We start from the raw sequence: 12901 nt of genomic DNA, 5'->3' as shown, positions 1-12901 counted from the left end.
CGCGGGGCCGTGGTCGCACTGCGTGAATCGCCTTTGTGGACGATCAGAAACGCTGCTGATACTTGAGGTACGTGAAGCGACCGATATCGAAACCGCCGTAGTACGAGAAGCTCGAGTTCGGCTGACTGTAAGCCGGAGCGGCGTAATGGTCGAAGACATTGTTCACGCCGATCGACACCGTTGCATTCCACGGCGCCGTCCAGCGCGCTTGCACATCATGGAACGTATTGGCGCCCATCTCGTTCATCGGAACGATCTCGCCGTTGTACTCGGGAGCCGAGTATTCCGGCACGGTGCAGCGGTCGTCGAAAGAGCACTTCTCCTTTGTGCCGGAGTAGTAACGCATCGACCAGCTGGCACCCCAATCGCCCTTGTCCCACGACAACTGCATGTTGGAACGCAGTCGGAAGTTGCCTTCAAAGCCGTTCTGCTGGTTCGGCGCATTGTCGGTGTTATCGGTCTTCAGCTCGTTCTTGCTGACGTACGTGTTCTGCAGGTCAAGCCCGAACTTGCCGTAGGCATTGGTTTGCAGGGAGTAGCGGAGGTCGAAATCATAGCCTTCCGTCTCCTGATAGCCAGCATTGCGGCCGCCGTACGCCAACCTCGTGATGGCACCGGTAACCGGGTCGCGCGCAAAGGTGTTCGGTCCTTCGCAACGCGAGGCGATACCGCGCAGGTAGCAGTCTTCCAGCATCGTGGTCGGCGTATCATCCGTGATGCGGTCGTCGATCCGGATGTTCCACCAGTCCAGCGACATGTTCAGGCCGGTGGCGAAGCCCGGGCTCCAAACCAGTCCGAAGGTCTTGGATACCGACGTTTCCGGAAGCAAGCCCGGATTGGAACCAGACTTGAACGGAAGATTGGATGCGTAGCCAGGATTCGGAGCGAGGCCGTCTGCAGTGTTTGCGAGCTGACGGAAGCCAACGGGCACATCGGCCCGACATGCCGCACTGCCTGCCCCCGGTCCGAACTTGGTATCGCAAGGATCCGTATAGTTTTCGAAACTGTCGCTTGTCCCACCATACAAGTCGGCGATCGTGGGGGCGCGGAATCCCTGTGACCAGGTGCCACGAACCAGCAACTGGTCGATCGGCTTCCACGTAAAGCCGAACTTGCTGTTGGTGGTGTCTCCGAACGTGCTGTAGTCGGAGTAGCGACTGGCGAGAGTAATGCTCAGCTCCTTGGCGCCTGGAAGGTCGGCAAGAATCGGCACCAGCAACTCTGCATAGACTTCATCCAGTGAGTAGGCGCCACCCGTGGGGCCCGCGGCGAGGTCGGTGGAGATTCCGGTCTGCGACAGGGCATCCGGAGAGAAGGAACCGCTTTCGGCCCGGTGCTCCATGCCGATCGCCACACCCACGTCACCCGCCGGCAGCGCAAACAGCGAGCCACTTAGATTGGCGAAATAGGTCTTGGAAGTCGTTTCCGACAACGCCTGCCCTGGCTGGTACAGGTACGCCCTCACATTGGGGTCGGCCAGTCCGCCCTGACCAGTCACGCCGGCTGGGACCAGGGGATTCCACGGAGTGCAATTACCCGGGCCGGCGCCGACCGGAATCGAGCTGCCGGGTGTACCGCATTGGACGACGCCCTGTGCGTTCAGGAACGACGGTCCGACCGCCTTGGCGACATTGACCGTATTCAGATTGCCAGTGCTGAGCTTCGTGCCTTCGTTCTGGTTGTACAGATAACCAGCATCCCAATCCCACAAGTGTTCGCCAACCTCAAACGAACCGTTCAGAGCGCCCATGTAGCGGAACGTGGTCAAGCTGCTGTGCGTTTCGCGGGGCTCATCCCAGCCACGGCGGATGAACTCCACATCCTGGGGTGCCGATGGATTGTGCGCGGTGCCGAGCGGGTTGTAGTAGCTGTCTGCCGACATCGGAGTGTGCCACCCGCCACCTGCCGGCGTGGACTGATACGGGTATCCCGCAATCTGCTGGAAAGAATCGCGGTCGCTGTAGAGCACGCTCGAATCGAAAGTGACGTCGTCCGTGATGTTGTAGCTGCCGTTCACGAAAAGCGAGCGACGTTCAATTCCCGAAGAAACCGTCATCTGTTCATTCGGGTTGCTGACGTCCGTGGCGTTGCGCCTGCGGTAATTGGCAAAGTTGGTGGCATCGCGATCCTGTCCGTCACGAATCAGGTTCCAGCTGCGGCCACCTGCATCGATCATCGTTCCGAACTGATTGGTGCCAGACAGGCCGCCGACCCGCGGTTCGCTCTTGTCCCCAGTCGGGAACGTCACTTCGCTGAACCAACGATCCCGCGCCCAGACCGGGTCCTCCTTGGAGTACTCGACACCAGCCGTCAACGAGCCGCGGTCGCCGGTGAAACTCATAACGAAATCGTAGATCTGGCGCTCGCCGTCGCCTTGGCCATACTGACCAACGTAGGCGCTGGCTTGCGCCCCTTCATAGTTCTTCCGGGTGATGATGTTGATCACACCGGCAATGGCATCCGACCCATAGATGGTCGATGCGCCATCCTTCAGGACTTCGATGCGTTCGACCATTGAGGTCGGAATCTGCGATACGTCCTGCAGGCCGCTGGTCGTGCTGCCAAGTCGCTTGCCATCGACAAGGACCAGAGTCCGTGCCGCCCCCATGTTGCGGATATCGATGTACTGGCCGCCAACGGATTCGCCCGACAACAGCGCGTCAGAGCGGCTGATCGCTGGGGATCCCACTGCAGCGATGTTCTGCAGAATGTCGGCAACGGAACTGAAGCCCTGCTGTTCGATGTCCTGGCGCGACAACGTCAGGACCGGGGCGGCCGTTTCGCTGTCGACTTGGCGGATGCGCGAACCGGTGACTTCGATCTTGTCGAGTGTCGTGGCGTCCTTGCCGCTGTTTTCCTGGGCGCTGGCAAAGGCCGGCGTCAATGCGATCGCGATGCCGGCCGGCAGCATGCCGACGCGCATCGCGGTGCGCAGATTGCGATGGTTCATTTATCTCTCTCCAGATAAGTGTTACTGAGGCGTTAAACGCCGGTAAACGTTATGACGGAGAGAGTCAAACCATCATGCTGCGTTGTGTTGGTGCAGCGTGCTGCCAACGGCTACGTGGCGTGCACGTGATGTTCCGAATGTTTGCGTAGTGTGTTCGAACGCAGCCGGGCTGTTGCGGAATTCGGTTGCCGTCATGCCGAAGCGGGCACGGAAGCTTCGGGCGAAGCTGCAGTTGTTGTCGAAGCCGCTCGCGATGCCGACCTCACTGATCGTCATCGGCGTGGAGGTCAGCAATGCCGCTGCATGTTCCAGGCGGAATGAGGATGCCGCCTCCTGCGGCGTCCTGCGGTACAGCTTGACGAAGACCTTGGAGAAGTACCAGGGAGAGAACTGCGTGCGCTCGGCCAGTTCGGTGATGCGGACGATGCGATGGCAGTTTCCTTCCAGATACAGGTGGGCGCGTTGCATGCGATCGAACACCTGGCGCTTTCGCGCGAGTGCGCTGCCCGGGCACAAGAGCAGCGCCGCCTTCTGTTCGCGCTGAAGCGACTCAAGGCGTAGAAGCATCGATCGCAACGGCGGGTCGACTCGATGGGGGCCGTCACTTTGGTCAGCACGGCGGACCGCCCGGCGCCACGATCGGGCGAACGACCCCACCTCATCGGTCGACAGTCGCCCGCGGCCGACATGCAGGCCGAAATCGGAGAAGTGCGCCATCGCCTTGATGGCCTCTTCGCTCACGGTCAGGCCGATGCAGATGCCCTGTTGACCCGCTTGCAACACAGGCATCGAGTCCTTCGCCAGGATCATCCAGTCGCCGGCGAGAAGGCGGAATCTGCCTTCCTTCGATTCCAGCCAGGACGCGCCGCGCATCTGCAGCCAGATCGACATCTCCTGGCACTGAAGTTCGATGCTGCCCATGCGCGCTGCGCCAAAGAACCTCGCCCACTCGCGTCTGGCGCCGCCCAGTTGCAGCAGTTGTTCACGATCCGCCCAGTTCTTGCGTTCCATGGTTTCGACCGGTTTTCGACACAGCTCGTAAACTGGCCCGGCTCATGAAGGAAGTACATAAGACAAGTCCCATATCCAGCGGGATGGATGGGAACGCCAGGGCGGCTTGGAGGGCCCGGCACGCGCCCAGCCGGATGCCGCGTCATCGGCTCCCATTCCCGGCGATAATGCCGCCATGACCCCGCTCCGAATCGCCACCCGCAAAAGTCCGCTTGCCCTGTGGCAGAGCGAGCACGTAGCCGATCGCCTTCGCGCCGCCCACCCCGGCCTGACCGTGACCCTGGTGCCGATGAGCACGCGCGGCGACGAGGTGCTGGACCGTTCGCTGGCGGCGATCGGCGGCAAGGGCCTGTTCCTGAAGGAACTGGAACTGGCGATGCTGCGTGGCGAGGCCGACTGCGCCGTGCACTCGCTAAAGGACGTGCCGATGGAGCTCGAGCCCGGCTTCGCCCTGCCGGCGATCCTGGAGCGTGCCGATTACGCCGACGCCTTCGTCAGCAACCACTTTGCCGACATCGACGCGCTGCCGCAGGGTGCGCGCGTGGGCACTTCCTCTCTGCGGCGGCAGGCGCAACTGCGCGCGCTGCGGCCCGACCTGCAGTTGCTCGACCTGCGCGGCAACGTCAACACGCGCCTGGGCAAGCTCGACGGCGGCGAATACGACGCGATCGTGCTGGCCTGCGCAGGCCTGCAACGATTGGGCTTCGACGATCGCATCCGTTCGCGCCTGCAGGCACCGCAGTGGTTGCCGGCGCCGGCGCAGGGCGCAGTGGCGATCGAATGCCGCGACGATGACGTCGCCACCCGCGAGTTGTGCGCACTGCTCGACGACAGCGGCACGCGCGTGTGCGCCGAAGCCGAGCGGGCGATGAACCGCGCCCTGCATGGCAGCTGCCATGTACCGGTGGCGGCCTATGCGCAGCTCGATGGCGAGCACCTTTACCTGGCGGGCCTGGTCGGCTCGGCAGCCGACGGCCGCGTCGTGCGCGCGCAGGCACAGGGTCGCGGCGATGCGCCGGAATGCCTTGGACTGGAAGTCGCGCAGATGTTGCTGGAGCAGGGTGCCGGCGAGTTCATCGCGGCGAGCTGAATCCTCCGACTTCGCTTTGCTCAGGACGAACGGGCGCTCAGAACCGGCGTCGCAATTCCAGCTTGCTCTCGGCGGTTTCGCTGCCGCCGCCGTTCTGGGTGTCGTGGCGGATCGCGAAGTCGCTTTGCAGCGACCAGTTCGGCCAGAGCGCCACGTCCAGGCTCAGCGACTGCTTGACGAAGGCCTCGCCGCGTCCGCTCTCGAACTGCACGCGCTGCGTCCACATCGCCCGCTCACCGATCCGCTGCCCGAAATTCAGCTCGCCACGCAGCACCGGCCCGGCCTGGTTGATGCCGTCGTCGTACAGCGGCGCCAGCCGGTAGCCGGCACCGAGGGTCAGGCCCAGTTGCGTCGGACCGTCGCGCAGTGCCTGCACTCCATAGCGGGTGCCGATGCGGAAATCATTGGAGTAGTTGCCGCGGCTTTCGCGTGGCGTTGCCGGCGCGCTGAGCTGCGCGTAGCGCTGGCTGCCGGGAAGGCGGACCGACTTCGCGCGAGTACCCGTGGCGGGGACGGTCGGCGTCGACGACGAAGTCGCCAACTGCCACTCCTCGTCGCCACAGCGCGTGGAAAAACAGTACAGCCGCATCTGCGCCGGATCGCTCGCGATGGCGATCAGCGTCGGGTCGCCATTCAAGGCTGGCGAGGGCAGGGTGAGGATGGAGCCGCCCAGCAGGGCGAGTCCGAGCACACCAAGCATGGTCGGTCGCGGCAGTGGTGGAGGGACCGAATGATGCAGTGAAACCGGTTACAGGTCCACCCGGCAGCTCGCAAAGTGCTGAATTCGTTCAGTAATAGAGCGTGACAAGATGCCGCGCCTGGGCAAAGAACAGCCAGCGTTCGACGAATGCGCCGAGCAGCACGGACAGCGCTGCCAGCGGCATCGCCACCGCACCGGTGGCGGGAAACGCCCACACCAGCACCGCCGCAATGACCGGCACCAGTCCGAACAGGATCAGCGCGATGGTGCGCAGCTTGTGCGCGTGCTTTCGTGCCACGACGAAGCCCATCTCGCGCGTCAGGTAGTTCTGCTCGCTGTGCGGCCGCTCGAACACGTTGACCTCGCGCCCCGGCAATCCGACGGCATCGCCGCGCGTGGCTGGCAGCGCCTGGCCGTCGATGTCACGCCAGTAGCGGATCTTGATCGCCACCAGGACGACGCTGACGGCTGCGAGCACCATCGCCATCGGCGTGAGCCCCTGCAACTCCTGTCCTGCGCCGTGCAGCAGGACCATCAACGATCCCACGATGGCCAGCCCGCCCTGCACCGCAAACCCCAGGTACGCCGGAACGACCAGCGCGTGCTGCCATGCGGGAATCGGTTTGAGCGAGGCATAGATCATCGCCGTACAGACCACGGTGACCAGCGACAGCACAGCCGTGACGATTCCCAGCGTGGCCGCCGACATCGCGAACGTGCTGCCTTCAAAATCGCTGCCGGCCCAGGCCACCAGCGCCAGGATGACCAGCGCCACCGCCGGCACATACGTGGCCAGGGCCAGCACGCCCTCGCGCGACAGCCACGAAGTGCGCCATTGCGAGAACGCGCGCCAGGCGCGCATCGGCTTGCCCAAGTGGAAGGTGGAGCTGAGCAGGCCGATCGTGACCAGGGCCAGTGCCAGCAGCAGCGCGGACACGAGCGGCAGCAGCATCGACGCCATCGGTTCGTTGTTGCGCAGCTGAGCGCCCGGACTGACGAGCATCACCCCGATCAGTGCGAGCACGCCGTAGCCGGCGCCGGACAGCGTGGTGAAGAAGATGACGGACAGGGCAGGATGCATTCTCAGTTCACTTCAGGCGGCCGGCATTCATCGCGACAGCACCCGGTCGACCCATCGCAGCAGCGGCGACAACGCAGCCGTGTCGAGCGATTCGACCGGGGCCTGCGCCGCCGCCGGCTGTGGTTCGCCGGCACGACGCGGACGCGGCGGCAGATACTTGTTGACCGGCTGATAGCCCAACTGCGGCAGCAGATCCAGACCGCCGCGCTCGGCCACCAGTTTGGATACCTTCGACTCCGGATCGCCGAGGTCGCCGAAGTGGCGGGCGCGGGTCGGGCAGGCCTGCACGCATGCCGGCTGGCGTTCTGCCTCGGCCAGGTTCTCGTTGTAGATGCGATCGATGCACAGCGTGCATTTCTTCATCACGCCTTCGACCGGGCTGTACTCGCGCGCGCCGTACGGGCAGGCCCACGAGCACAGCTTGCAGCCGATGCACTTGTCCTCGTCGACCAGGACGATGCCGTCCTCGGAGCGCTTGAAGCTGGCGCCGGTGGGGCAGACGGTGACGCAGGCCGGCTGCTCGCAATGCAGGCACGAGCGCGGGAAGTGCAGGGTCATGGCCGGCAGCGGCGCTTCACAAGCCCCACTCCCGCTTGCGGGAGAGGGGTTGGGGTGAGGGGCACCTTCTCCCGCGAGCGGGAGAAGGGAACCGGCCGCCACTTCGTAGCTGTGCACACGATTGAACCAGACGCCGGTCGGATCCTTGCCGTACGGCTGCTCGTCGGTCAACGGCGCAGCGAAGCCGCCGGCGTTCCATTCCTTGCAGCTCACCGCGCAGGCATGGCAGCCGACGCAGGTGTCGAGGTCGATCACCAGGCCCATCTTCTTCTTCGATGGCGGCGGCAGGCCGGTCATCGCGTGTTGTCCTTCAGCAGCAGCCACACGCCGACTGCGAACAGCGCGATCGAGAAGGTCGTGCTGGGCAGCAGGCCAATCAGCGTGGGCAGCATGGAGGTGGATCCGGTCGGGGCAATGAACGGCAGTTCGAACGCGCCAAAGCCGAGCAGGACGACCAGCACGAAACTGAGCAGGATGCAGGCCCAGCCCGCAATCAGACGCAATGCTTTCATCGGGGCCCCTGCTTTCATTCGGATCTGTTCCTGCGGAACTGGGCGCCGTAGCGCAATGGTTTGTCGTCGGCCTGGCCGAGTTCGAGCGGTGCGAACTGCGGTTCGCTCGTGGTCACGCCGGTGTCGGCAGCCTTGGCGATCCGCACGCGCAGATCGAACCAGGCTGCCTGCCCGGTCACCGGGTCGGCGTTGGCGTAGTCGCCGCGCGGAGTGATGTCGGAAATCAGGTGGTTGAGCAGGAAGCCCTGCCGGCCTTCCGGCGCATCCTTGCCCAGGCGCCAGGCACCGCGGCGCTTGCCGATGGCGTTCCAGGTCCAGACCGTGTCGGGCTGGACGTTGGCGGCGAACTTGGCCTGCACGGTGATCGTGCCGTTGTGCGAGGTCACGTCGATCCAGTCCTCGTCACCGATGCCGTAGCGCGCGCCGGTATCGGGATGCATGTACATCCAGTTGCGCGCGGCGATCTGGCGCAGCCAGGCATTCTGTGAGCCCCAGGCGTGGTACATGAACATCGGGCGCTGGGTAACCGCACTCAACGGAAATGCATCCGAAGAAGTCTGCGCCCCCTCAAACGGCTCAAACCATATAGGCAACGGGTCAAAGTAGGCAGCCACGCGCTCGCGATGCTCCTGCGGTGGCTGCGAAGCCCCATGCCCCTGCGCCGCCAGCCGGAATTTCTGCAGCGTCTCCGAATACAGCTGCAACACGATCGGTTCGGCATGGCCGAGGAAACCCATCCGCTGCGCCCAGTCCAGATAGCCGCGATTGGCCATCTTGAAGTAGCGCGCGTCCTCGGGCACTTCGCTGCGCCAGAACCCGCCATTGTCGATGTAGCGCTGCAGCTGGTCCGGATTGGGCGGACCCTTGGCTTCCAGTTCGCCATCGGCGCCACGCCAGCCGGCGAGCAGACCCACGCCCGGTGCGCGCTCGTGGCGAGTGATGTAGTCGGCGTAATCGCGGTACTTCGCCGATCCGTCCTCGTTCACCAGCCCGGGCAGGCCAATGCGCGCGCCCAGCTCGATCAGCACCGACTGGAACCCGCGCACGTCGCGCCCGGGACTCTGCTCGGCGGCATCGAGGACCGGGTGGCGGATCGCGTCGGCGGCGCCGTCGGCATCGGAGATCGGCCGGTCGAGCAGGCTGATCGCGTCGAAGCGCTCCAGGTAGGTGGTGTCGGGCAGCACCAGGTCGGCGTAGGCGACCATTTCCGAAGCGTAGGCATCGGCGTAGATGATGCGCGGGATGCGGTACTCGCCGGCTTCGTCCTTGTCGGTGAGCCACTGCATCGTCTGCGCGGTGTTCATCGCCGAGTTCCAGCTCATGTTGGCCATGAACATCATCAGCGTGTCGATCCGGTAGGGATCGCCGGCCCAGGCGTTGCGGATGACGGTGTGCATCATGCCGTGCGCCGACAGCGGGTAGGCCCAGGAGAACGCGTGGTCGATGCGGCGCGGTTGCCCGTCACCGTCGACGACGAGGTCCTCGGGCGAGTGGACGAAGCCGAGCGGCGCTGCATCGAGCACGCCATTGTCCTGGCGACGCTTGCCGGGGCGGTTCGGCGGCGGAATAGGCTTGGGGAACGGCGGCTGGTAGCGGAACGAGCCCGGCGTATCGACCGCGCCCAGCAGCAGCTGCAGCAGGTGCAGCGCGCGGCAAGTATGAAACCCGTTGCTGTGCGCGCTGATGCCACGCATTGCGTGCATCGCCACGGGCCTTCCGCGCATGGTCGCGTGCTCGCGGCCCCAGGCATCGGTCCAGGCGATCGGCAATTCGATGGCGCGGTCGAACGCCGCTTCGGCCAGTTCGCGGGCGATGCGGCGGATGGTGTCGGCGGGAATGCCGCAACGTTCGCTGACCGCGTCGGGCGAGTACTGCGGGTCGAGGTAGCGCTCGGCGACCAGATTGAAGACCGGAACGGCGCGGCGGCCGTCAGCGAGGACGAATTCACCGACCACGGCCGGCGACACGCCGATATCGTTGGCATTCGCCTCGGCGCCTGCGTGGCGATCCCAGCACAGCGCATCGCCGTCGCCATTGCGCGCGAACAGGCCGTCATCGGCGCCGCCCGGATTGCGCACCACCAGCCAGTGCGCGTTGGTGTAGCGCACCAGGTAGTCGAGGTCGATGCGATCGGCCTTGAGCAGTTCGTGGGCGAGGGCGAACGCGAACAGGCCATCGGTGCCGGGACGGATGCCGATCCATTCGTCGGCAATCGCGCCGTAGCCCGAGCGCACCGGATTGACCGCGACGATCTTGGCGCCGCGTCCCTTGAGCTGGCCCAGGCCGAGCTTGATCGGATTGGAGTCGTGGTCTTCGGCCACGCCCCACATCATCAGATAGCGTGTGTGCTCCCAGTCCGGTTCGCCGAACTCCCAGAAGCTGCCACCGAGCGTGTACAGGCCGCCGGCGGCCATGTTCACAGAGCAGAATCCACCGTGCGCGGCGTAATTGACCGTGCCGAACTGCTGCGCCCACCAGCCGGTCAACGCCTGCGACTGGTCGCGACCGGTGAAGAACGCCAGCTCGTCGGGATTGCGCGCGCGGATCGGCGCCAGCCACGAGCTGGCGATGTCCAGCGCCTCATCCCACTCGATCTCGCGGAACTCGCCGCTGCCGCGCTCGCCCACGCGCAGCAGCGGCTTGTCCAGCCGTGCCGGCGAGTAGTGCTGCATGATCCCGGCAGAACCCTTCGCGCACAGCACGCCGCGGTTGACCGGATGCTCCGGGTTGCCCTGGATGTAGCGGATCTGCCCGTCGCGCAGCCACACCTTGATGCCGCAACGGCACGCGCACATGTAGCACGTGGTGGTCCTGACCTCGTCGGCGGTCCGGGGTGACAGATCGATGGCTGGCTCAACGGGCGCGCGCATCCGGGCATTGTGCCTGCGACGCCGCAGGCAAGCGACCGGGCATGCAGGCGGCCGTACGCCACCGGCTCAAGGTCGGCACAGGCGCTTCTCGAAATCGAGTTGTTGTTGCAATGCCGCACTGTCGCCGGAGCCCAGTCCCCGGCCGGTCGGCCGAAAGGCGGTTAAGCAGCAGTTATCGACGTAAATTGGCACCCGCGCTCCGCCCGCGGCCACCGTTGAGCCGGCCCCGACCTTGACGGCAGACCCGAATGTCGCTGTCCGTGCTGGCGGCGGATGCGCCGGCAGTGCGATCCTTGCACCTGTTTCCCTGCCGCCACCCCCATGGAACGCATCGAACGCATCCACTCCCTGCACCGAATCCTCAGCGCATCGCGCTACCCGGTCACGGTGCAGCGTCTGCAGGAGGACCTGGAGTGTTCGCGTGCCACGGTCTACCGCGACCTGGCCTACCTGCGCGATTACCTGATGGCACCGGTGGTCGGCAACGGCGAAGCCGGCTTCCGCTACGACCACAGCGAAGGTGAGCGCTTCGAACTGCCCGGCCTGTGGCTCAGTTCGGAGGAGCTGCATTCGCTTCTGGCCGCGCAGCAGCTGCTGGTGCGCAGCGGCGGCGGCGTGCTGTCGAATGCGCTGGCGCCGTTGCAGCACCGCATCGAGAAGCTGCTCGACGAACACGCCGGTGGCCGTCGCGTACCGGTCGAACGCGTGCGGGTGATCCCGCACCGCACCCGCAAGCTCGATGAGACATCGTTCCGGATCGTCGCCACCGCCGTGCTCGACCGCAAGCAGCTGAGCTTCGAATATCGCGCGCGCTCCACCGACGAACAGACCCGGCGCCTGGTGTCGCCGCAGCGCCTGACCCATTACCGCGAGAACTGGTACCTGGACGCCTGGGACCACAACCGCGAAGCGCTGCGCAGTTTTGCCGTCGACCGGATCAGCGCGGCCAAGCTCGGCGAGCAGGCCGCGCAGGACGTTGCCGACGAGCAGCTCGACAGCCACCTGGCCTCCAGCTACGGCATCTTCTCCGGCACGCCCAAGGGCTGGGCGACGATCCTCTTCAGCCCGAAAGCCGCGCGCTGGGTGGCGGACGAGCACTGGCACTCGCAGCAGCAGGGGCGCTACCTGCCCGATGGCCGCTACGAGCTCAAGGTGCCTTACAGCGCCGGGCGCGAGCTGCTGATGGACGTGATGCACTACGGCAGCGACGCCGAGATCGTCGAACCGCCAGTGCTGCGCGAGCAGGCGCGGGCGCTGTTGCAGCTGGCGCTGTCGAACTACGATCGCTGAAGCACCGAAGGCGCGCCTCGTCATTCCCGCGCAGGCGGGAACCCAGCGCCTCGTCATTCCCGCGCAGGCGGGAATCCATGGACGTTGCTCTGAGCAGCGTGCGCACCCCACCACCCGTCATTCCCGCGAAGGCGGGAACCCAGCGTCGTTGCTTTTCGGCACACACAAAGCAACGTCCATGGATTCCCGCCTGCGCGGGAACGACGAGCAACGTCACTGGGTTCCCGCCTTCGCGGGAATGACGGTTATGGGGCCCGGAGTGCCTTCCCGCACAGTCGCATCCCCTGAGACCCCCGCTGGGCACGCTCGCTCCATCCACCCAGGAGCCAGCGCCATGAACCTGCCCCGCCAAGACCGGATCCATAACGCGACCCACACCGACGCGACCCGCGAGGACGCCGACATGATCGGCCCCGGCCTGGAAGACCTCCTACGCCACGCCGTCGCCATCGGCGCCGTCCTGGTCCTGCTGCTCCCGGCCGCGCGCGGTTTCAGCAACACCTTCGGCTGGATGCCGCTGTGGCTGCTGGCGATGCCGCTGTGCGCCTGGTGGGCGCTGCACCGTTTCCGCCTGCCGTCCAACGAGCCGGGGGCCGACGCCCAGCCGCGCCTGCGCCGCCGCAGCGGCGAGCAGGCCCGCCGCCGGCGCTCGGTCAGCCCGCGTCGAAAGCACTCGCAAGCCGCCTGAGGGGGCAAAAGGCCAGGGCAAGGCGGTCCCTGCGGCACCGCCGCCGTTGGCTTTCGGCACGATGCCCGCCGCGGGCGCTGTGCTAGCGTTTGGCCTGATTCGTCGCAGTGCCCCCGGCGCCGACGCCACGCCAACGCAACCACGGACCGCC

At 65.6% G+C, this 12901-nt stretch carries 10 protein-coding genes; 3 read left to right on the top strand and 7 right to left on the bottom strand.

The annotated features are described in order from the left end of the window. Positions 1-43: 43 nt before the first annotated feature. Together AC3A3X_RS00265 and AC3A3X_RS00260 are read right to left on the bottom strand one after the other, a co-directional pair. The gene (locus AC3A3X_RS00265) at positions 44-2950 is read right to left on the bottom strand and encodes a TonB-dependent receptor plug domain-containing protein (protein WP_487581063.1); all 2907 of its coding nucleotides are present in this window, start codon (positions 2948-2950) and stop codon (positions 44-46) included. Positions 2951-3022: 72 nt separating this feature from the next. Next, complete coding sequence (locus tag AC3A3X_RS00260; protein WP_487581062.1) at positions 3023-3961, bottom strand: helix-turn-helix transcriptional regulator; 939 nt, start codon at positions 3959-3961, stop codon at positions 3023-3025. A gap of 175 nt (positions 3962-4136) precedes the next feature. On the opposite strand from AC3A3X_RS00260, the gene hemC reads away from it, so the two are divergent. After that, positions 4137-5051, top strand: a complete 915-nt coding sequence (gene hemC / locus AC3A3X_RS00255) for a hydroxymethylbilane synthase (RefSeq protein ID WP_487581061.1) — start codon at positions 4137-4139, stop codon at positions 5049-5051. Between the two features lie 37 nt (positions 5052-5088). Here hemC and AC3A3X_RS00250 read toward each other — a convergent pair whose 3' ends face one another. The 5 genes from AC3A3X_RS00250 to AC3A3X_RS00230 form a co-directional block, all read right to left on the bottom strand. Further along, positions 5089-5742 (bottom strand): DUF481 domain-containing protein, encoded by a 654-nt coding sequence (locus tag AC3A3X_RS00250; RefSeq protein WP_487581060.1) that lies wholly within the window; start codon positions 5740-5742, stop codon positions 5089-5091. 97 nt (positions 5743-5839) lie between these two features. Next, the gene (locus tag AC3A3X_RS00245) at positions 5840-6832 is read right to left on the bottom strand and encodes a dimethyl sulfoxide reductase anchor subunit family protein (protein WP_487581059.1); all 993 of its coding nucleotides are present in this window, start codon (positions 6830-6832) and stop codon (positions 5840-5842) included. A gap of 27 nt (positions 6833-6859) precedes the next feature. Further along, a complete protein-coding gene (locus AC3A3X_RS00240) occupies positions 6860-7687 on the bottom strand; it encodes a 4Fe-4S dicluster domain-containing protein (RefSeq protein ID WP_487581058.1) in 828 nt (275 codons plus the stop codon). Next, the gene (locus tag AC3A3X_RS00235; protein WP_487581057.1) at positions 7684-7902 is read right to left on the bottom strand and encodes a hypothetical protein; all 219 of its coding nucleotides are present in this window, start codon (positions 7900-7902) and stop codon (positions 7684-7686) included. Before AC3A3X_RS00235 ends, AC3A3X_RS00240 begins: the two co-directional genes overlap by 4 nt. 14 nt (positions 7903-7916) lie before the next feature. Next, positions 7917-10772, bottom strand: coding sequence for a molybdopterin oxidoreductase family protein (locus tag AC3A3X_RS00230; protein ID WP_487581056.1), 2856 nt, complete (start codon positions 10770-10772; stop codon positions 7917-7919). 321 nt (positions 10773-11093) lie between these two features. On the opposite strand from AC3A3X_RS00230, the gene AC3A3X_RS00225 reads away from it, so the two are divergent. Continuing rightward, positions 11094-12062: a helix-turn-helix transcriptional regulator gene (locus tag AC3A3X_RS00225; protein ID WP_487581055.1), complete on the top strand. Its 969-nt coding sequence runs from the start codon at positions 11094-11096 to the stop codon at positions 12060-12062. A 334-nt stretch (positions 12063-12396) separates the two neighbouring features. Beyond that, on the top strand, positions 12397-12750 hold the full coding sequence (locus AC3A3X_RS00220) for a hypothetical protein (protein WP_487581054.1): 354 nt from the start codon (positions 12397-12399) through the stop codon (positions 12748-12750). Positions 12751-12901 lie beyond the last annotated feature (151 nt).

It is taken from the genome of Lysobacter sp. Soil_N_23 (genome assembly GCF_057656135.1).
The sequence above is the reverse complement of the archived record's forward strand: the minus strand, read 5'-3'. Positions and strand labels throughout refer to the sequence as shown.

Excerpts from the sequence above, each read along its gene's own strand:
- AC3A3X_RS00265 (WP_487581063.1), bottom strand. The coding sequence starts at position 2,950 with ATGAACCATCGCAATCTGCGCACCGCGATGCGCGTCGGCATGCTGCCG.
- AC3A3X_RS00260 (WP_487581062.1), bottom strand. The coding sequence starts at position 3,961 with ATGGAACGCAAGAACTGGGCGGATCGTGAACAACTGCTGCAACTGGGC.
- hemC (WP_487581061.1), top strand. The coding sequence starts at position 4,137 with ATGACCCCGCTCCGAATCGCCACCCGCAAAAGTCCGCTTGCCCTGTGG.
- AC3A3X_RS00245 (WP_487581059.1), bottom strand. The coding sequence starts at position 6,832 with ATGCATCCTGCCCTGTCCGTCATCTTCTTCACCACGCTGTCCGGCGCC.
- AC3A3X_RS00240 (WP_487581058.1), bottom strand. The coding sequence starts at position 7,687 with ATGACCGGCCTGCCGCCGCCATCGAAGAAGAAGATGGGCCTGGTGATC.
- AC3A3X_RS00235 (WP_487581057.1), bottom strand. The coding sequence starts at position 7,902 with ATGAAAGCATTGCGTCTGATTGCGGGCTGGGCCTGCATCCTGCTCAGT.
- AC3A3X_RS00230 (WP_487581056.1), bottom strand. The coding sequence starts at position 10,772 with ATGCGCGCGCCCGTTGAGCCAGCCATCGATCTGTCACCCCGGACCGCC.
- AC3A3X_RS00225 (WP_487581055.1), top strand. The coding sequence starts at position 11,094 with ATGGAACGCATCGAACGCATCCACTCCCTGCACCGAATCCTCAGCGCA.
- AC3A3X_RS00220 (WP_487581054.1), top strand. The coding sequence starts at position 12,397 with ATGAACCTGCCCCGCCAAGACCGGATCCATAACGCGACCCACACCGAC.